Origin of the sequence: Goekera deserti (genome assembly GCF_010685995.1) — a bacterium.
GTDB lineage: Bacteria > Actinomycetota > Actinomycetes > Mycobacteriales > Geodermatophilaceae > Goekera > Goekera deserti.
Genome location: NZ_JAAGWK010000022.1, coordinates 56868 through 76162, shown reverse-complemented (window position 1 = coordinate 76162; position 19295 = coordinate 56868). Strand labels below are relative to the sequence as shown.

General features: G+C 74.2%; 20 protein-coding genes. 5 read left to right on the top strand and 15 right to left on the bottom strand.

Annotated elements, in window-relative coordinates:
- Positions 1-16: 16 nt before the first annotated feature.
- The 5 genes from G1H19_RS15615 to G1H19_RS15595 all read right to left on the bottom strand — a co-directional run bounded on the left by G1H19_RS15615 (position 17) and on the right by G1H19_RS15595 (position 4873).
- Positions 17-1276 (bottom strand): ABC transporter substrate-binding protein, encoded by a 1260-nt coding sequence (locus G1H19_RS15615; protein ID WP_152727352.1) that lies wholly within the window; start codon positions 1274-1276, stop codon positions 17-19.
- Positions 1277-1398: 122 nt separating this feature from the next.
- Positions 1399-2493, bottom strand: coding sequence for a branched-chain amino acid ABC transporter permease (locus tag G1H19_RS15610; protein WP_162392363.1), 1095 nt, complete (start codon positions 2491-2493; stop codon positions 1399-1401).
- Positions 2490-3386: a branched-chain amino acid ABC transporter permease gene (locus G1H19_RS15605; RefSeq protein WP_162392364.1), complete on the bottom strand. Its 897-nt coding sequence runs from the start codon at positions 3384-3386 to the stop codon at positions 2490-2492. The genes G1H19_RS15610 and G1H19_RS15605 overlap by 4 nt, the downstream gene beginning before the upstream one ends.
- A 1-nt stretch (position 3387) precedes the next feature.
- Positions 3388-4089 (bottom strand): ABC transporter ATP-binding protein, encoded by a 702-nt coding sequence (locus G1H19_RS15600; RefSeq protein WP_235909169.1) that lies wholly within the window; start codon positions 4087-4089, stop codon positions 3388-3390.
- Complete coding sequence (locus G1H19_RS15595; protein ID WP_152727351.1) at positions 4076-4873, bottom strand: ABC transporter ATP-binding protein; 798 nt, start codon at positions 4871-4873, stop codon at positions 4076-4078. Before G1H19_RS15595 ends, G1H19_RS15600 begins: the two co-directional genes overlap by 14 nt.
- 120 nt (positions 4874-4993) lie before the next feature.
- Here G1H19_RS15595 and G1H19_RS15590 point away from each other — a divergent pair, with 120 nt between their 5' ends.
- Positions 4994-5530, top strand: coding sequence for a nuclear transport factor 2 family protein (locus G1H19_RS15590; protein ID WP_152727350.1), 537 nt, complete (start codon positions 4994-4996; stop codon positions 5528-5530).
- A 136-nt stretch (positions 5531-5666) separates the two neighbouring features.
- On the opposite strand, the gene G1H19_RS15585 is transcribed toward G1H19_RS15590, so the two are convergent.
- The 5 genes from G1H19_RS15585 to G1H19_RS15565 are packed head-to-tail and all read right to left on the bottom strand — an operon-like array spanning position 5667 to position 10497.
- Positions 5667-6929 carry an NAD(P)/FAD-dependent oxidoreductase gene (locus tag G1H19_RS15585; RefSeq protein WP_152727349.1) on the bottom strand — a complete coding sequence of 421 codons (1263 nt, stop codon included), beginning with the start codon at positions 6927-6929 and terminating at the stop codon, positions 5667-5669.
- Entirely contained in the window at positions 6926-7237 is a 312-nt protein-coding gene (locus G1H19_RS15580; protein ID WP_152727348.1) for a 2Fe-2S iron-sulfur cluster-binding protein, read from the bottom strand. Before G1H19_RS15580 ends, G1H19_RS15585 begins: the two co-directional genes overlap by 4 nt.
- Positions 7238-7247: 10 nt before the next feature.
- Entirely contained in the window at positions 7248-8504 is a 1257-nt protein-coding gene (locus G1H19_RS24630; RefSeq protein ID WP_152727347.1) for a cytochrome P450, read from the bottom strand.
- A gap of 26 nt (positions 8505-8530) precedes the next feature.
- Positions 8531-9295 carry a glucose 1-dehydrogenase gene (locus tag G1H19_RS15570; RefSeq protein WP_217269536.1) on the bottom strand — a complete coding sequence of 255 codons (765 nt, stop codon included), beginning with the start codon at positions 9293-9295 and terminating at the stop codon, positions 8531-8533.
- A gap of 8 nt (positions 9296-9303) precedes the next feature.
- Positions 9304-10497, bottom strand: a complete 1194-nt coding sequence (locus G1H19_RS15565) for an acyl-CoA dehydrogenase family protein (RefSeq protein ID WP_162392365.1) — start codon at positions 10495-10497, stop codon at positions 9304-9306.
- Positions 10498-10709: 212 nt separating this feature from the next.
- Between G1H19_RS15565 and G1H19_RS15560 the strand changes: the two genes are divergently transcribed.
- On the top strand, positions 10710-11180 hold the full coding sequence (locus G1H19_RS15560; protein WP_152727346.1) for a nuclear transport factor 2 family protein: 471 nt from the start codon (positions 10710-10712) through the stop codon (positions 11178-11180).
- A gap of 2 nt (positions 11181-11182) precedes the next feature.
- Here the strand turns inward: G1H19_RS15560 and G1H19_RS15555 are convergent, their stop codons facing one another.
- From G1H19_RS15555 to G1H19_RS15535, 5 genes are read right to left on the bottom strand one after another with little or no spacing between them, the layout of a single operon-like run.
- Positions 11183-11935, bottom strand: coding sequence for an SDR family NAD(P)-dependent oxidoreductase (locus G1H19_RS15555; RefSeq protein ID WP_152727880.1), 753 nt, complete (start codon positions 11933-11935; stop codon positions 11183-11185).
- 5 nt (positions 11936-11940) lie between these two features.
- A complete protein-coding gene (locus tag G1H19_RS15550) occupies positions 11941-12411 on the bottom strand; it encodes a DUF3237 domain-containing protein (RefSeq protein WP_202925777.1) in 471 nt (156 codons plus the stop codon).
- Positions 12408-14048: an acyl-CoA dehydrogenase family protein gene (locus G1H19_RS15545; RefSeq protein ID WP_152727345.1), complete on the bottom strand. Its 1641-nt coding sequence runs from the start codon at positions 14046-14048 to the stop codon at positions 12408-12410. Before G1H19_RS15545 ends, G1H19_RS15550 begins: the two co-directional genes overlap by 4 nt.
- 46 nt (positions 14049-14094) lie before the next feature.
- Entirely contained in the window at positions 14095-15201 is a 1107-nt protein-coding gene (locus G1H19_RS15540; RefSeq protein ID WP_162392366.1) for an oxidoreductase, read from the bottom strand.
- Complete coding sequence (locus G1H19_RS15535) at positions 15198-16046, bottom strand: alpha/beta fold hydrolase (RefSeq protein ID WP_152727344.1); 849 nt, start codon at positions 16044-16046, stop codon at positions 15198-15200. The genes G1H19_RS15540 and G1H19_RS15535 overlap by 4 nt, the downstream gene beginning before the upstream one ends.
- 244 nt (positions 16047-16290) lie before the next feature.
- Between G1H19_RS15535 and G1H19_RS15530 the strand changes: the two genes are divergently transcribed.
- From G1H19_RS15530 to G1H19_RS15520, 3 genes are all read left to right on the top strand, one after another.
- Positions 16291-16875: a nuclear transport factor 2 family protein gene (locus tag G1H19_RS15530; RefSeq protein WP_152727343.1), complete on the top strand. Its 585-nt coding sequence runs from the start codon at positions 16291-16293 to the stop codon at positions 16873-16875.
- 28 nt (positions 16876-16903) lie between these two features.
- The gene (locus G1H19_RS15525) at positions 16904-17491 is read left to right on the top strand and encodes a TetR family transcriptional regulator (protein WP_152727342.1); all 588 of its coding nucleotides are present in this window, start codon (positions 16904-16906) and stop codon (positions 17489-17491) included.
- Between the two features lie 151 nt (positions 17492-17642).
- A complete protein-coding gene (locus tag G1H19_RS15520) occupies positions 17643-19208 on the top strand; it encodes a M28 family metallopeptidase (RefSeq protein WP_204282687.1) in 1566 nt (521 codons plus the stop codon).
- Positions 19209-19295: the final 87 nt, after the last annotated feature.

Genomic DNA, 19295 nt, shown 5'->3' with positions numbered 1-19295 from the left:
GGGCCCGCCCGGGGGCCTAGTTGACGATGACCGGGTCGCCGTCGAGCACGAACTGCGCCGTCTCGGCGTCCCAGGCGAACGGCTGCATGCCCGTGACCCCGCCGGTCGCGGTGTCGAAGTCGATGCCCTCGATGAAGGTCGCCGGGTGGAAGTCCTGCGCCCGGGCCGCCTCCATGATCGACAGGCGGGTGAGCCCGTCGTCGGACTCGGCGGCGGCGGTGAGCAGGTCGGCGTAGACCTCCCCGATCGTCCAGCCGGTCACCGACCAGTTCGACATCGGGTCGGCCAGGCCCTGGGATGCCGCGTCGGCGAGGTACTGCTCCACGGCCGGGGTGCCGGCGAACTCCGGCAGCGAGGGGACGACCTCGTACTTGAAGACCCGCTGGCCGTCGGCGGCCGCACCGGCCGGCTCGTACAGCGAGCGGTCGGCGCAGGTGGAGTTCTGGTAGACCTGCGGCGCCCAGCCGATGCGGGAGATCGCCGTCGTCATGGCCAGGCACTCCTGGGCCGCCGAGGCCACGAACAGGACGTCGGCACCGGAGGCCTTGAGCGTGCTGGCCGCGGCGTTCGGGTCGGTGAGGCTCGCCTCCTCGACCACCTCCACGCTGGTGCCCTGCGCCGAGGCCTTGAACGCGTCGGCGTAGACGGTGCCCGACTCCGAGGGGCTGATCGCGACGGCGGCGGTGGCGCCGTCCGGGAACTCCCGCTCGATGGCCGCGACGATCGCACTGGTCTCCAGCTGGACCGAGGGCAGGTAGAGCGTGGCCCACGGGTAGGTCGCGGCGTCCCGGTAGGTCCCGCTGGCCGAGGTGGCGGCGATGAAGGGCACGCAGGCCGCGGCCGCGTCGTCGATCATGGTGGCCACCTGGCCGGTGCCGGTGGAGGAGACGATGTCGGCGCCGTCCTTCTGGATCATCTCGTTGTTCAGTGCCTTGGCGATCTCCGGGTCGAGCTTGGAGTCGGTGGTGAAGAAGTCCACGTCGACCCCGCCCGCGCCGCCCTGCTCGTTGTACAGCGCCATCCGCGCGGCGAACGCGTCGGTGATCTGCTGCCAGACACCGGCGTACGGCCCGGACAGCGGCACGGTCCAGCCCACCTTCACGGCGTCGTCGATGACGGCGGTCGCGGCGTCCGGGTCGGTGCAGCCGTCGGTGGAGACCGTGCCCGCCTCCCCGGTCGCCGCGGGGGCAGCGGCGTCATTGGTGACCCCGCCGCAGGCGGTGACGAGGAGGCCGGTCGCGACTGCGAGGGCGGCGACCGTTCTGGGTCGGCTCATGCGTGTTCCTTCTCTGTGGGGTGGAGCGGGGAGGGTGGTGCGGGGCAGGCGACCGCGGACCCACCGGCGGTGCCGGTGCGTCGAGCAGGTGGGGTGGCGGGGTCGGCCCCAGGCGGCCGAGCTCAGGGCGGGTCGGCGACCGGCGCCGGCATGCCGCGGGGGACGACGTCGACGCGCTGGCGCCACAGCTTGTTGAGCCGGCCGACCACGCCCTCGGGCATGACGAACACGATGACGATCAGCAGCGCGCCGAACAGCACGCCCGAGCCCTGGCCCTGGACCACGTCGGCCAGCAGCACCGGCAGGTAGACCACCACCGCGGCGCCGACCAGCGGGCCGAGCTGGGTGGCGACCCCGCCGAGCACCAGACCGCTCAGCAGCTCGATGGCCTTGAGGATGGTGAACGAGCCGGCCGGGGAGAGTGCCCCGACGTACATCGCGAGCATCGCGCCGGCCAGGCCGGTGATGCCACCGGAGATGGTGAAGGCGAGGATCTTGGTCCGCGCGACGTGCACCCCGAACGACTCCGCCGCCGCCTCGTGATCGCGCACCGCGCGCATGTCCCGGCCCAGCCGGGAGCGCAGCACGCACCAGACCAGCAGCATGGAGACCAGCAGCGCGCTCAGGCAGAGCAGGAAGGTCCACAGCGGGCGGTCCGCCAGCGTGAGGCCGGTCCACGCCGGCGGGGCCAGGAACCGCAGCGGGATCGACAGCCCGGAGTTGCCACCGGTCACCTCGGGCAGCGCGCGCAGCACCTCGGGGAAGGCGACGGCGAGCGCCAGGGTGACCATGGCCAGGTACAGCCCGCGGATCCGGATCGACGGCAGCCCGACGAAGGCGCCCACCAGGGCACCGGTCAGGACCGCCGCCGGGACCGTGATCAGCGGCAGCAGGTTCAGCTGCACCACCAGGACGCCGGTCGTGTAGGCGCCCACGCCGAGCAGTGCCGAGTGGCCGACCGACAGCAGGCCGGTGTACCCGGTGACGACGTTGAGCCCGACGATCGCGGTGGCGATCACGACCGCCCCGGAGAGCTGGCCGAGCCGGTAGGGCTCCAGCCCGGTGGCGGCGAGCACCAGCAGGGCGACCACGAGCCAGCTGCCCAGCACGAGCAGCCGGTGCCGGGTCGAGCCGATCACCAGCCGCAGCCGGCGGGCGGACGGCCGGGGCGGGGCGCCGGCGACGGCGGGCGCGGGCGGGGTCGTCGTCGTGGTCACACGCGCTCCAGCTTCTTGGTGCCGAACAGGCCCTGAGGCCGGACCAGCAGGACGAGGACGATGATCACCAGCACGGTGGTCTCGGAGAGGTTCGAGCCGACGCCGGGCACGTAGCCGATGACCAGCGCCTCCAGCACCCCGATGGACAGGCCCGCGACGACCGCACCGACCAGGCTGTCCAGCCCGCCGAGCAGCGCCGCGGCGGCGGCGGACAGGAAGATCGCCAGCATGGTCAGCAGGCTGAGCTGGGCCGGGGCCAGCGGCGTGACCAGCACGCCCGCGGCGGACCCGATCGCGCCGGCCAGGCCCCAGCTGAGGCTGAGCACCCGGCCCACCCGGACGCCGGCGAGTGCCGCGGCCTCGCCGTCGTTGGCGACCGCCCGCATGTGCAGGCCGGTGCGGGTGCAGCGGAACAGCACGGTGAGCGCGATGAGCACCAGCACGGTGCCGATCCACACCGCGGCGGTGTCGCCGTAGATGCGGGCCGGGCCGAGCGCGACGTAGTCGTCGGGGCCGTTGGGCAGCAGGCTGGCCAGCACCTTGGTCTCCCCGCCCCAGATCAGCCCGTCCAGGGAGTTGAACACGGTGAACAGGCCGAGCAGCACGATGAGCACGGCCATGTCGTTGCGCTTGCGCACCGGCCGGACGAGGAACCGCTCGACCAGCGCGCCGAGCACGAACCCGCTGGCGGTGGCCACGAGCAGGGCCACCCACACCGGCAGGTCGCGGGCGATGACCGACCAGGCCACGAAGGTGGTGAACAGGGCCATCTCGCCCTGCGCGAAGTTGATCGTGCCGGTGCCGCGGAACACCACCACCAGTGAGAGCGCGATGAGCGCGTAGACCGCGCCCTCGGTGGAGCCGGCCACCAGCCGCTCGACGAGCACGTCCACGTCAGCGCCCCCCGAGGTAGGCGCTGCGCACCCGATCGTCGTCCAGGAAGTCCGCGGCCGCGCCGGAGGCGACCAGCCGGCCGGCCTCCAGCACGTGGGCGCTGCGGGCCAGCCGCAGGGCGAGGTCGGCGTTCTGCTCCACGATGAGCATCGACGTCCCGTCGGTGGCGTTGATGTCGGCCAGTGCGGCGAAGACCCGCTGCACCACGATCGGGGCGAGCCCGAGGCTGGGCTCGTCGAGCAGCACCAGCCGGGGCCGGGCCATCAGCGCCCGGGCGATGGCGAGCATCTGCTGCTCCCCGCCGGACAGCGAGCCGGCCTTCTGCTCGCGCCGCTCGCCGAGCACGGGGAAGAACCCGCACCACTTCTCGACGTCGGCGTCGGCCTCGTGGCGGGGACGCACAGCGGCTCCGACCAGCAGGTTCTCCAGCACCGTGAGCTCAGTGAGCGTGCCGCGGCCCTGCGGCACCATGCTCAGGCCGACCCGCACCGTGTCCTCGGGCCGGGTGGGCATCGGGCGACCGTCGAACTGCACGACGCCGGAGCGGGCCAGCACGCCGGAGATCGCGCGCAGCGTCGTCGTCTTGCCCGCGCCGTTGGCCCCGAGCACGACGGCGATCTCGCCCTCGGCGACGTCCAGGGAGATCCGGTGGACGACGTCGGCGGCGCCGTAGCCGGCCGACATCCCCTCAACGTGCAGCAAGGTCGGCACCCCCACCCAGGTAGGCGCTGATCACGGCGGGGTCGTGCCGGACCTGCTCCGTGGGGCCGTCGGCGATGGTGCGGCCGGAGTCCATGACGACGATGCGGCTGCAGACCGAGAGGATCAGCCCCATGTGGTGCTCGATGAGCAGCACCACCGGCGCGAGGTCCCGGACGACGTCGGTGATCAGCCCGCCGAGCTCGTCGACCTCGGTGTGGGTGAGCCCGCCGGCGGGCTCGTCGAGCAGCAGGACGCGCGGGCGGGCCATGAGCGCCCGGGCGAACTCGACCCGCTTCAGCGTGCCGAACGGCAGGCCGTGCGCCGGGTGCCGGGCGTGCTGCACCAGGTCGAAGCGCTCGAGCATCGCCCAGACGGCGTCCCGCTCGGCGGCACCGGTGCCGGGCGGGCGCAGGCCGGGCACACCGCGCAGCCGCCGTCGGCCGCGCGGGGCGCCGGCGGCGACGTTGTCGTAGACGCTCATCTCGCCGAAGAGCGCCAGGTTCTGGAAGGTGCGGGCGATGCCCTGGCCGGCGAGCTGGTGCCGGCGCATGTCCAGCACACTGCGGCCGTCCAGGGTGACGTCGCCGCTGGTGGGCCGGTAGAACCCGGAGATGCAGTTGAGCAGCGAGGTCTTGCCGGCGCCGTTGGGCCCGATGAGGCCGATGATACCGCCGCCGGCGAGGTCGATGCTCACCTCCGACAGTGCCCGCACGCCGCCGAACTCCAGCGTCAGCCGGTCGATCCGCAGGTGTGCCGGCGGCGCGGCGACGGGGGTGCTGGGCATGCCGTGGTCCTTCCTCGCAGCGGTGCGGGGTTTCCTAACGGTGTTAGGTGGAACGTAGCGGAGGTCACTCCCGCTGTCACGTAGTTGTTGTGCAGCACCCCACGAACCCTGGAGGCACCCATGCAGATCCCGCCCGACCTGGCCGAGCAGCTGGCCGACCTGGACCGCGAGCTGAGGGCCCTGCGGGACCGCGAGGAGATCCGGCAGGTGCTGGACTCGTACGCGTTCCTGCTCGACACCGCCCGCTGGCGCGACGTCGCCGAGGCGGTGTTCACCGAGGACGCCGTCGACCACCACAGCCCGGCCATGGGCGCCGAGCCCCGGGGCCGGGCGGAGATCGCCGACTTCCTCGACCGGACGATGCGCGGCTTCGCCGGCTCCCAGCACCTGATGGGCAACAGCCGCGTCGACGTCGATGGCGACACGGCGCACAGCCGCACCTATGCCGTCTGCGCGCACTGGCGCACCGACGGCCCGGGGCCCGCCGACCTCACCGTCGCCGTCGCCTACGACGACACCTGGCAGCGCACTCCCGAGGGCTGGCGGATCAGCGAGCGCTGGGTGCACACCTTCGGCCCCAACGCGCTGGTCAGCGGCACGCGCGACCCGGCGCTCCCCCGCCTGGGCTCCGACCTCTACGGCGCCCGCGACCGCTGACGTCGGCCACGGACTGCGCCGGACGACGCCTGCCCGGCACAGTTGTGCTCTGCTCGCCCAGGCCGAGCAGAGCACAACTGTCTGCAGGTCGGAGTCGCCCTCGGGGCAGGCACTCCCGAGATGGCCTGAGGTGGCGTCAGGTGACCGACGTGCCGGCCGGCTGGAGGCGGGGCAGGTCGGTGTCCGGGTCGATCAGCTCCGCCCGGGTGGGCTGCCAGGCGGCGGCGACGAGGGCCTGGCCGCGGGCGAAGTCGCGCGGTCGGTCGACGGTGTCCAGTGCGGCCAGCCGTCCACCGCGCAGGTAGGCGACGCTGAACGACCCGGTGGCCGGGTCACCGCGCAGCACCTGCTCGTCGTCCCCGGCGGACAGCCCCACCGTGCGCAGCTCGACGCCGTACTGCGTCGACCAGAACCGCGGCGGCACCGGACCGGCGGGCAGCCGGCCGGTGAGCGCCCGGGCCGCGGCAGCCGCGTGCAGGCCGGCGTTGTGCACGGACTCGACCCGCATCGCCGCACCCGTCGCCGACCACGGGTTCGCCTGCCGCGCGCAGTCACCGACCGCCAGCACGCCGGGCAGCGACGTGCGGCACTGCTCGTCGACGTCCACGCCGCCGGTGTCCCCCCGCGCCCCGGCGGCCAGCAGGGCGTCGACCTCCGGCCGCATCCCGACACCGACCACGACGACGTCGGCTGCGAGCTCGGTGCCGTCGGCCAGCACCACGCCCGCCACCCGGTCGCCGTCGGCCCGCAGCCGGGTCACCGCGGTGCCGAGCCGGACGTCGACCCCGCGCCGGCGGTGCAGGGCCGTGAACGCTGCCGAGACGACCGTGCCGGTGACCCGGGCCAGCAGCCGCGGGGCGACCTCGACGAGGGTGACCGCCAGACCCAGCTGCCGCAGCCCGGCCGCGACCTCCAGCCCCACGTAGCCGCCGCCGACGACCACCGCGCGGGCCGCGGCACCCCCGGCGAGCTGCCTGCGCAGCGCGGTGAGGTCGGCCAGGTCGCGGATGCTGTGCACGCCGCGCAGGTCCTCCCCTGGCAGTCCGCACCGCGCGGCACGGCCACCGGTGGCCCACACGAGGTCTCGGTAGCCGATCGTCTCCCCGGCGTCGGTGCCGACCGTGCGGGCGTCCGGGTCGACGGAGACCACCCGGGTACCGGTGCGCAGCGTCACCGGCGAGCGATCCCAGTAGGCGGCCGACCGGAGCGGCACCGGCACCGGCTGGTCGCTGCCGACCAGCAGCTTCTTGGTCAGCGGCGGCCGCTCGTAGGGCAACCCCGACTCGGCCCCGAGCAGCAGCACCCCGCGCGGTCCAGCCGACGTGGCCAGCGCGACGGCCAGCTGCACCCCCGCGTGCCCGGCCCCCACCACGACGACGTCGGCCCGGTGGGTGCTCATGACGGGGCGGGGACCCGCAGGCGCAGGCCGGCGACCGCCGGGGTCACCGGCAGCTGGCAGGCCAGCCGGCTGCCGGGGGCCGGGGCGTCGACGACCTCCAGCATGTCCTCCTCGTCGTGGCTGCGTGCGGCGGTGTACCCGGCGGGCGTCGACTCGACGTGCACGTGGCAGGTGCCGCAGGTCATCTCCCCACCGCACTCGCCGACGATGCCGGGCACGTCGGCCTCCACCGCGACCTGCATCAGCGTGGCGTGGCCGCTGGCGTCGAGCACCAGCTCGCGGCCGGTCTCCTCGACGGTGAACGTCACCGGGAGCACCTCACACCCCCACACGGACGGGGTAGCGCTTGAGGCCGGTGGCGTTGTCGCTCACCAGCCACTCCGGCTCGCCGCGGGTCTGCAGGTCACCGAAGCGCTGCACGAAGGCGGGGAAGAGGATCTCCAGCTCCAGCCGGGCCATCGCGCGGCCGATGCAGGTGTGGTCGCCGTGGCCGAAGGAGAGGTGCTTGTTCGGCGTCCGGGTGATGTCGAAGTCGTCGGGCCGGTCGAACACGGCCTCGTCGCGGTTGGCCGAGGCGATCCAGCCGACCACCCAGTCACCGGCCCTGATCTGCTTGCCGCCGAGCTCGGTGTCGGCCGTGGCGACCCGCAGCCGGTTCTTCGACGGCGTGGTCCAGCGGAGCACCTCCTCCACCGTGCCGGAGGTCAGCGCCGGGTCGGCGGCCAGGGCGCGGGCCTGCTCCGGGTGCGCCATCAGCTCCATCAGCCCGACCGAGACCGCGTTGCGGGTGCCCTCCAGGCCGCCGAGCACGAAGCCGACCGCCATGAAGGCCGCCTCGCGCTCGGTGAACAGCTCGTCGCCGTCGCGCAGCTGGGCCAGGATCGTGGCGTAGTCGTCGGCCGGGGTGGCCCGGCGGTCCAGGATCAGCCCGAGCACGTACTGGTACACCTGGTCGATGTAGGTGACCACGGCGGTCAGCTCGTCGTGCCCGTCCACCTGGAACTCGGCGTCCTGGGAGTGCAGGGCGTTGACCGCCATCTGCTGCACCGCGGCCCAGTCCTCCTCCTGCACGCCGAGCAGCCGCAGGATCACCTTGACCGGCAGCGGTGCGGCGATGTCGGCGACGATGTCGAAGTCGCCCTTGGCCTCGGCGGCGTCCAGCAGATCGGTGACGATCTCGCTGAACATCGGTCGCAGCCGGGTGACCACCGGGACCGAGAAGTGCTTGTTCATCGGCCGCCGGCGGCGACCGTGGTCGGGCGGGTCGGACATGAGGATGTGGGTGTTCGTGCCGAACATCCGGTGCTCCTCGGGCGTGAGGTCGCGGCCCTTGGGAGGCAGGTGCGGCCCGGCGAGGTTGCTGAACAGCGTCGAGTCGCTCATCAGCGCCACGCAGTCGTCGTAGCGGGTCAGTGACCAGTAGGGGCGCTCGTAGTCCCCGACGGTCCAGTGCACCGGGTCCTCGGCGCGCAGCCGGCGGAACAGGTCGTGGAACTGCATCCCGGCGAAGAACTGCGGGTCGGTCAGGCACCGGTCGACGTCGAGGGTGGGTGCGGCGTGCACGTCTGCGGACACGGGGGCTCCAGTCGGGAGGGGGGCGGTCAGCCCAGGGGGACGCCGGCGGTCACGCCGCCGTCGACGGTGAACTCGGCACCGGTGCAGTAGGACGACTCGTCACTGGCCAGGAACAGCACCAGCTGGGACACCTCGTCGGACTCACCGGGCCGGCCCAGCGGGATGGTGAGCACGTCGCGGGCCCGGGAGGCCGTCATCGGGGTGACGATCATCCCGGGGTGCACCGAGTTGACCCGGATGCCGAGGCCCGCGACCTCCAGGGCGACGGACTTGGCCAGCCCCCGGGAGGCGAACTTGGCGGCCACGTAGCCGTGGATCACCGGCATGCCGCGCAGCCCGAAGATCGAGGAGACGTTCACGATCGAGCCACCCCCGGACGCCGCCATCGCGCGCACCGCCGCCTGCATGCCGAGGAAGGTGCCGGTCAGGTTGACGTCGATGACGCGCTGCCAGTCGGCGAGGGTGATGTCCAGCAGCGCCGAGCTGCCGCCGCCGACACCGGCGTTGTTCACCAGGACGTCGAGCGGGCCGAACGTCGACTGGGTGTGCGCGAGCGCCGCCGCCCAGCTGTCGGGCTCGGTGACGTCGAGCGGGGTGAAGGCGGCACTCGGCCCCAGCTCGGTGGCCAGCGCCCGGCCCTCCTCGCCCAGGACGTCGGCGACGACGACGCGCGCGCCCTCAGCGACCAGCCGCGCGGCGTGCGCGGCGCCCATGCCGCGCGCGCCGCCGGAGACCAGCACGGTCTTCCCGGCGACCCGCCCGGTGCCGGCCGGCGCGCTGGCGGGGTCCACGACGGCCGTCACCGGAACGCCGCCATGCCGGTGACGGCCCGCCCGATGACGAGCTGGTGCACCTCGGAGGTGCCCTCGTAGGTGAGCACCGACTCCAGGTTCGCCGCGTGCCGCATCATCGGGTACTCCGCGACGATCCCGGCGGCGCCGAGCACGGTGCGGCACTCCCGGGCGATGGCGATCGCCTCCCGCACGCTGTTGAGCTTGCCCAGGCTGACCTGGTCGGGGGCCAGCCGGCCGGCGTCCTTGAGCCGGGCCAGGTGCAGGGCCAGCAGCACGCCCTTGCCCAGCTCCAGGGTCATGTCGGCGAGCTTGGCCTGGGTGAGCTGGTAGGAGGCCAGCGGCCGGTCGAAGATGATCCGGCTCTGGCTGTAGGCAAGCGCGCTCTCCAGGCTGTCCCGGGCCGCACCGAGCGCGCCGAACACGATGCCGAAGCGCGCCTCGTCCAGGCAGGACAGCGGGCCGGACAGCCCGGCCGCGCCGGGCAGCACCGCGTCCGCGGGCAGCCGGACGCCGTCCAGCACCAGCTCGGAGGTGACCGAGGCGCGCAGCGACATCTTGTGCGCGATCGCCGGGGCGGAGAAGCCCGGGGTGTCCGTCGGGACGACGAAGCCGCGGATACCGTCCTCGGTGCGCGCCCAGACGACGGCGACGTCAGCGACGCTGCCGTTGGTGATCCACATCTTGGTGCCGGTGAGCACCCAGTCGGTGCCGTCGCGGCGGGCGGTGGTGCGCATGCCGGCCGGGTCGGAGCCGAAGTCGGGCTCGGTGAGGCCGAAGCAGCCGATCGCCTCGCCGCGGGCCATCGCCGGCAGCCAGCGGTCCCGGTGCTCGTCGCTGCCGAACGCGTGGATCGCGTACATGGCCAGCGAGCCCTGCACCGACACCAGCGAGCGCAGGCCCGAGTCGCCCGCCTCCAGCTCCAGGCAGGCCAGCCCGTAGGCGGTGGCCGTCGTCCCGGCACAGCCGTGGCCCTCCAGGTGCATGCCCAGGACGCCGAGGTCGCCGAGCTCGCGGGCCAGCTCGCGGATCGGCAGGACGCCGTCCTCCCACCAACCGGCGACGTGCGGGGCGACCCGGTCGTCGACGAAGCGCCGGACGGTGTCCCGGATCGCGAGCTCCTCCGGGGCGACCAGCCCGTCGAGGTCGAACAGCGCCAGCGGCGCGCGGGGCCGGGTGAGCGAGGCGGTACCGGGTGCCACGGGCTGTCCTCCACGGGTCTGCCGCCCGGGGTTCCGAACGGTGTTAGGTTATTGGAGCACAGAGCGGCCGGGGTGACCAGCCCCGCTCCCGACCCGCAGCCGGAGGCGCCCGTGACCACGTCGGCAGTACGGCTGGACGGCCACGCGGTGCCGGTCACCGTCCCTGCTGGCGCACGCCGCTATAGGCACACCACCGACCCGGGGAGCACGCCGTGGAGCTGACCGAGCTGGCCGACCGGCTGCTCATCGCCGAGACCCTGCACGCCTACTGCGACCTGGTCGACCGGGCCGAGGTCGAGCAGCTGCTCGCGCTGTTCACCGCCGACGCCGTGCTGGACATGGGACACGGCGCGACGGCGACCGGGCAGCCGGCGCTGCGCGCCATGGTGCGCGACCGGGTCGGCCGCTGGACCACCACGAACCACCACTGCTCGACCACCCGGGTGCTGCACTACGACGGCGCGACCGCCGGCACGACCAGTCAGCTGTACGCCTTCCACGACGCCCCGGGACGCGGCGAGCGGATGCACCTGTGGGGCCGCTACGACGACGAGCTGGTGCGCGCGGACGGCGGCTGGCTGATCCGGCGGCGGGCGCTGCGGGTGACCGGGGTCAACCGGACGGCGTCGGAGGAGCTGCCGGGACGCTTCCAGCGCCTGGAGCGCGCTCCGCTGCCGGACTGACGTCACCCGCCGCTGGGGTGACCGGTGACGTACAGGGTCTGACCGGTGACGAAGCCGGCCTCGGGCAGGGCGAAGAAGGCGACCGCGGCGGCGATGTCCGCGGGCTCGCCGATCCGCCCGACGGCGAGCTGCCCGGCCGCGCCGGCCTCGAACTCCGTGACCGTCCGGCCCCGCGCCGCCAGCCCGTCGCGCAGCATGGCGGTGCGCACGTACCCGGGTGCGACCACGTTGCTGGTGACGCCGCGGGCTCCCAGCTCCAGCGCCACGGTGCGCGCCAGCCCGGCGGCCCCGGCCTTGGCGGCGGCGTAGTTGGCCTGCCCCGGGTTGCCCAGCGCGGCGAGCGAGGTGACGAAGACGATCCGCCCGTAGCCGGCGGCGGCCATGTGCGCCACGACGGCCTGGGTGACGGTGAACGGACCGGTCAGGTTGGCCGCGAGCACCGCCGCCCAGACGTCGCCCGGCATGTCCAGCAGGTCGGCGTTGCGCAGCATGCCGGCGTTGTTGACCAGCACGTCCACCCGGCCGTACCGCTGGAGCACCGCGCCGACCGCGGCGGCCACCGAGTCCGGGTCGGTGATGTCGCAGCGCAGGCCGAGCCCGCCGTGCGGCAGGTCACCGGCCACCGCGGCGGCGCCGTCGGCGTCCAGGTCGAGCACCGCCACGCTCGCGCCGTCCCGGGCGAGGCGGTGGGCGGTGGCGGCACCGATGCCGCCGGCGCCACCGGTGACGAGGGCGACCCGGCCCTGCTGCGGCATCCCGCTCACGTGATCGCGAAGACCTGGTAGCGCCCGCCGGTGGCGGTGCGCTCGCCGTTGGCCACGGCGACCAGCCCGTTGAGCCAGGCGTAGCGCGCGTCGCCGGTCTCGAAGCGGGGCGTGGTGCGCAGGTAGAAGTCGTCGTAGCCCAGCAGCTCGCGGCGGCGGAACCGCTCGGTCAGCTCCGGAGTGCGCCCGCGGGCCAGGCCGGTGTAGGTCATGCCGATCACCGCGCCGTCGTCGGTGGCCAGCGTGAGCCGCACGTCGATCACCATGACGCCGTCGCTGCGCTGGGTCACCCAGTCGGCGCCGCCAGGCTGCACGGTGCCGTTCACCCGCTCGCCGGTGACGGTGCCGCCGTCCACCGGGTAGACCCCGCGCCACCCGGCGGCGGTGGCGCCGATCGGCTGCGCCCGGTCGTAGCCCACCTGTAACTCCATCAGGAACAGCGGCTCGTGGCGCAGCTCGCCGATCACCGGGGCACCAGCACCGGGGTCGCACGGGCCACGATCGCCCGGGCGTCGACCGACGGCGACAGCGTGCCGAAGGAGCTGCCCCAGTCACCGCCGAGCCGGGAGGCGCAGAACGCGTCGGCGACCGACGGCGGGCTGTGCCGCACCAGCAGCGAGGCCTGCAGGGTCAGCGCCATCAGCTCGACGGTGCGCCGGGCGCCCGCCTCGGGCCGCTCGGGGGCGTGCAGCTCCTCGGCCAGCCGGGTGCGGGCGGCGTCCAGGTGCCGGTCGGCGCCGGCGGCGAGGTCCAGCTCGGCCAGGAACGCCGGCAGGGTGGCCGGCTCCCGGCTGAGCGCGCGCAGCACGTCCAGGGCGACGACGTTCCCCGAGCCCTCCCAGATCGAGCCCAACGGCGCCTCCCGGTAGAGCCGCGGCATGACCGAGTCCTCGATGTAGCCGTTGCCGCCGAAGCACTCCAGCGCCTCGGCCGCCAGCACCGGCGCCCGCTTGCACACCCAGTACTTGGCCAGGGCGACGGCGACCCGGCGGAAGGCGCTCTCGGTGGCGTCGCCGCGGACGGCGCGGTCGGCGGCACCGGCGACCCGCATGGTGAGCAGGGTGGCGGCCTCGCTCTCCAGCGTCATGTCCGCCAGCACCGCGGTCATGGCCGGCTGGTCGACCAGCGCGCGGCCGAAGGCGTGCCGCTGCGTGGTCTGGTGCACGGCGGCGAGCAGGGCCGCGCGCATCCCGGCCGCACCGGCCAGGGCGACGTCCAACCGGGTGCCGTTGACCATCTCGATGATGGTGCGCACGCCGCGGCCCTCCTCCCCCACCAGGAAGCCGGTGGCCCGCTCGTACTCCAGCTCGGAGGAGGCGTTGGAGCGGTTGCCGAGCTTGTCCTTGAGCCGCATCAGCCGCATGGCGTTGCGGCTGCCGTCGGGCAGGACCCGGGGCAGCAGGAAGCAGGACAGCCCGCCGGGGGCGTACGCGAGCACCAGGAACAGGTCGCAGGTCGGTGCGGAGGTGAACCACTTGTGCCCGGTGATCGCGTAGCTGCCGTCGCCGGCCGGCTCCGCGCGCGAGGTGTTGGCCCGCACGTCCGAGCCGCCCTGCTTCTCGGTCATCGACATCCCGGCGAGCAGCCCGCGCTTGGTCAGCGGGGCGGCGGCGGTGGGGTCGTACTCGGTGGAGGCGAGCAGCGGCTCGTAGGCCGCGGCGAGCTCCGGGGCGTGCCGCAGCGCCGGGACGACGGCGTAGGTCATCTCGATCGGGCACATGTGGCCGGCCTCGGCCTGGCCCCACACGAAGCCGGTCGCCGCCCGGGCGACGTGCGCGCCGGGCCGCTCGTCCCGCCACGCGGCGCCGGTCAGGCCGAGACCGACGGCGGTGGCCATCAGCGCGTGCCAGGCCGGGTGGAACTCGACCTCGTCGACCCGGCGGCCCACCCGGTCGTGGGTGTGCAGCACCGGGTGGTGGGTGTTGGCCAGCCGGGCGAGCTCGAGGGTGTGCGCGGAGCCGGCCAGCTCACCGGCGGCGCGCACGTCCTTCTCCGCCCAGCCGGCGCCCTCCCGGTGCAGCGCGTCCAGCAGGGCCTCGTCGGCGGAGGGGTCGGAGTCGGCCAGCGCCTCGGCCTGGTTGAACACCTCGTGGGTGGTGGTCATCGGTTCCTCTCGGGGGCGGCACGGCGGGGTGACTGTCGGCGGGCGGTCAGGTGAGCACCTCGAGCTGGGCGCGGTCGAAGCCGATCAGCTCCTCCAGCGCGCCGCGCCGGACCTTGTGCACCCACGCCGGGTCGGCCAGCAGCGCCCGGCCGACGCCGACCAGGTCGAACTCGCCGCGGGCCAGCATCCGGTCCAGCTCGTCGAGCCGGCCGACGCCGGAGTGCTGCTCCCGCCCGTGCAGCGAGGCGACGACGTCGCTGTCCAGGCCCACCGAGCCGACGGTCATGGTGGGCCGGCCGGACAGCCGGCGCGTCCAGCCGGCCAGCGTGCGGTCCGAGCCGTCGAACTCCGGCGTCCAGAACCGGCGGGTGGAGCAGTCGAAGACGTCCACGCCGGCCTCGGCCATGACGGCGAGGAACCGGCCGAGCTCGTCCGGGGTGCTGAAAAGCCGGGCGCCGTAGTCCTGGGTCTTCCACTGGGAGAACCGCAGGAACAGCGGGAAGTCCGGGCTGGTCGCGGCGCGGCAGGCGGCGACCACCTCGGCGGCGAAGCGGGACCGGGCCTCGACGTCGCCGTTGTAGCCGTCGGTGCGCCGGTTGGTGGCCGCCCACAGGAACTGGTCGATGAGGTAGCCGTGCGCGCCGTGCAGCTCTACGCCGTCGCAGCCGATCGCCTGGGCGGCGGCCGCGGCGCGGGCATAGGCCTCGACGACCGCGGCGATGTCCCCGTCCCCGGCCGGCGCGCCGATCCGCTCGCCCGGGCGGTACAGCCCCGACGGCGAGAGCGCCGGGACGTCGGGCCGCGGCCGGTCGGCGACGAGCGCGCGGTAGCCGCCGACGTGCCACAGCTGCGGCACGAAGGCCGCACCGGCGGCCTGGACGCGGGCGGCGATGCCGGCCCAGGCGGCCAGCGCGGCCTCGCTGTGCAGGTCGGGGATGGCGGCGGAGTGCACCGAGGCCGGGTGGGCGATCTCCAGGCCCTCGCTGATGATCAGGCCGACCCCGCCCTCGGCCCGCCGCACGTAGTAGTCGCCGACCTCGGCGGTGGGCACCCCGCCCGGGGAGAACTGCCGGGTCATCGGGGCCATGACCACGCGGTTGCGCAGCCGCAGCGGCCCGAGCTGCACCGGGTCGAACAGGCGGCTGCCGCTCACGCGGTGCCCTGCAGGGCGGGCCGGTCTGCCGGGTGCCCGGCTACCGGCAGGTCGGCGAGCCAGTCGAGCACCAGCCGGTTGAACTCCACCGGGCGCTCCTGGTGCAGCCAGTGCCCGGAGCCCTCCCAGCTGACCGCCCGGCTGGCCGGGTGGGTGAGCACGCCGCGCTCCCAGTCGGCCATGTCCGGCAGCCGGTGGAAGGCCAGGGTCGGGCAGCGGCGCCCGGCCAGGTAGCGGTCGGTGGCCGGCTGCCCGGACACCTGCTCCGGGACGACGTACATGTCGCGGAAGGTCCGGGCGAGCAGCGCCGGCGCCATGCCGAGCGTGCGGCGGCGGTGCCAGGCGCGCTGCCGGGCCGGCGCGGTCGGCTCGGTGGCGGCCTGCAGGTCGGCGGCCAGCGCGTTGCCGTCCTGGGTGCCGAACTGGTCGGCCACGCCCACCAGCCACTCCAGCGCGGGCGGGGGCTGGCCGTAGGCCGGCTCGACGACGACAGTGGCCAGCACCCGCTCCGGGTGCTCGACGGCCAGTGCCGCGGCCACCACGGCGCCCAGCGAGTGGCCGATGACGACGACCGGGCCGACGTCGAGCCGGTCGAGCAGGGCCACGAGGTCGGCGGCGTGGTGCTGGGCGGTGTAGCCCGCGGCGGGGGTCGAGGACCGGCCGTGACCGCGCAGGTCCGGGGCGATCACCCGGTGCCGGGTGGCCAGCGAGTCCAGCTGGTCGGACCAGTCGTGGGAGTCGCAGGTCCAGCCGTGCACCAGCAGCACCGGCGGGGCGCCCACACCGGACAGCGGTCCGGTGTCGGTGACGAACAGCTGCACCTCCCCCAGGTCGACGACGCTCATCGCTCCTCCTCTCGCCGGTCGGGGCGCCGTGACGCCCGTCGTCCGCCGTCCTCGTCGTCGGCGGTGCGCGCGCTCGGGTGACCGGCTCGCCTGATCGAGAAGTTACCAAACAGCGTTAGGTTCAGCTAGTCCCCTCGATCGGACGAACAGCGTTAGGAAGACGCTGCGCCGACCGCTAGTCTGCCCTCGATGTGATCCCGACCACCATGCCGACCGCTCCGGCAGCTGCACCCCACGAGGAGCCATGTCCCGAGACGACGACGTCCAGGAGCTCATCGACCGCGCCCGCATCTCCGACGCCGTGCAGGCCTACTGCGATCACTGCGACAGTGCCGACGTCGAGGCCGCGCTGGCACTGTTCACCGACGACGGCGCCGTCGACCTCGGTGGCGGCGCGGTGCACCGCGGGCAGCTGGAGCTGCGGGACCTGTTCGAGGACAGGTTCACGCTGTACTCGGCGATCAGCTTCCACTGCTCCGACGTGCGGCTGGTGCGCTACGACGGCCGGACGGCCTCGACGACAACGCACCTGATCGGCTTCCACGAGGCCGCCGACGTCGACCGGGTGCTGCACATCTGGGGCACCTTCGAGGACCAGCTGGTCAAGGACGGCCGCCGCTGGCTGTTCCGGCACCGGCACCTGCGCGTGGCCGGGATCAACCACACCACCGCGTGCGAGGTGCCGCGGCGTTTCGACCAGATCGCGCACCGCCGGGCACACCCGGCGGCCGCCGGCACGCCGGTGCGCGGCATCCGGGACGATCTGGGCGGCGGCGCCAGCCGGGTCACCCGGCTGCGGGCCGACCGGAGCCCGGTCACCACCGGCTGAGCGGCCGGACACCGACGAGAGGACCACGATGGCACGCCCCAAGGAGGCGATCCTCAGCCAGAGCCTGATCCGCGACCAGGCGCTGGCGATCATCGACGAGGACGGGCTGGACGCGCTCACGATGCGCAGGCTGGCCACCCGGCTGGGCGTGCAGGCGGCCTCGCTCTACACCCACTTCCCCAACAAGGACGCCGTGCTCGAGGCGATCGCCGACCGGCTGGCCAGGCGGATCGACCCGTCGGACTTCGGCGCGAGCTGGCAGGCCGGGCTGCGCACCTGGGCCACCTCGTTCCACGCCGCGGTGCACTGGCACCCGAACGCGGCGCCGGTGGTGGCCGGCGGCAGCCCCGGGCGCACCGACCACCTGGTGAAGGCCGACCAGGTGCACGAGGCGCTGCTCGGCTACGGCTGGCCCGCCCGGCACGCCACCATGGTCGCCGCGGCCGCCCGGTTCCTGGTGCTGGGCGCCGCCACCACCGCCGGGGGTGACGGGCCGGACGGGGAGTCACCCGACCGGTCCGGCTTCACCTTCGCCCTGGACGCGCTGATCGACGGGCTCGAGGCCGTGCACGAGTCCGTGGCCGGCCGGGGCGCCCGGCGACACGCCGCCGGCTGACCGGTCGACACGCGGGACGCGCTCCGGCGCGTCGCCCGTCGGCGTGTCCGAGCTGTGCGACAGCTGTGCGTCGGCAGCGACCAGTGGCTTCACCCCCCGCCGTCGGACGACGGGAGTCCACGCCGGATCAGTGAGGTGTTGACGCCAACTCATGAGCATGGCTGCGTTCCTCGGCACCGACCGCGGGTGGTCCCCCGCGGTCCGCACCGAGAGGACACCGATGTCGCTCCGTCCCCGCCGTACCGGGCTGACCCTCGCCACCGCGACGGCCGCCCTGGCGAGCTCCCTGCTGGTCGCGGCTCCCGCCGTGGCCGCCCCCCACCCGAACCCGAACGGGTTCGCCAACCGCGTCTCCACCGAGGAGGTGCTCGGGCACCTGCGCGCACTGCAGGGCATCGCCGACGCCAACGGTGGCAACCGCGCCAGCGGCACGCCCGGCTACGACGCGTCCGGCGACTACGTGCAGGGCCTGCTGGAGGACGCCGGCTACCAGGTCGAGCGCCAGCCCTTCGAGTTCACCTCCTCCCGCACGCTGACCCAGACCCTCACCGTCGGCGGTCAGGCGGTCGACGTCATCGCGATGACGTCCTCGCCGTCGGGCACCGTGCAGGGCCCGCTGTCGGTGCTCGCCGCCGGCGACGCGACCCCGGGCTGCGAGGCCACCGACTACGGCACCGGCACCGCGGGCTCCGTGGTGCTGGTGTCCCGCGGCGGGTGCGCGTTCGCGGTGAAGCAGCAGCTGGCCAGCGCGGCCGGTGCCGTCGGGGTCGTGGTCTACAACAACACCGAGGGGCCGCTGAACGGCACGCTCGGCGCGACCCCGGCGACCGGCGCGCCCGCCGGCGGCATCACGCAGGCAGCCGGCCAGGCGCTGCTCGGGCAGGCCGGCGCGCCGACGACGCTGGCGATCGACATCCGGACGACCACCACCTCGACGTTCAACATCGTGGCCCAGACGCCGTACGGCGACGCCGACAACGTGATCATGATGGGCGCGCACCTGGACTCGGTCGACGAGGGCCCGGGGATCAACGACAACGGCACCGGCTCGGCGGCGATCCTGCAGACCGCCCTGGAGCTCGCCCAGGTGGCGCCGACCCGGAACGCCGTCCGGTTCGCGTGGTGGGGCGCGGAGGAGTCCGGGCTGATCGGGTCGAGCACCTACGTGGACTCGCTGACCGAGGCCGAGCGCGCCCAGATCACCGGGTACCTGAACTTCGACATGGTGGGCTCGCCGAACTACGTGATCGGCGTGTACGACTCGAACCAGTCGACGTACCCGGCGCCGGTCGCCGTGCCGGCGGGCTCGGAGTCGCTGGAGCAGGTGTTCACCGACTACTTCGACCGCAAGGGCCAGCCGTGGGTGGACACGGAGTTCTCCGGCCGCTCGGACTACCAGGGCTTCATCGAGGCCGGCATCCCGGCGACCGGGCTGTTCACCGGCGCCGAGCAGCTGAAGACGCCGGAGGAGGCCGCCCTGTTCGGTGGGACGGCGGGGGTCGCCTACGACCCGAACTACCACTCCCCCGGTGACACGATCGCCAACGTGAGCACCGAGGCGCTGGGGATCAACAGCAAGGCGATCGCCTTCGCCACGCTGACCCTGGCCGACGACCCGACCCCGCTGGTAGTCGGCGACGAGGTCAAGGGCACGAGCCACGCCGCCGGCCACGGGAACTCCGCCGGCCGGTACCAGGGCCACCTCGCCGTCGAGTGACGGTCGGGGCGAGCTGACGGCGGGGCCGGACACCGACGGGTGTCCGGCCCCGCTGCCGTCCGGGGCGCCGTGCGGCGGCCCCGCGGG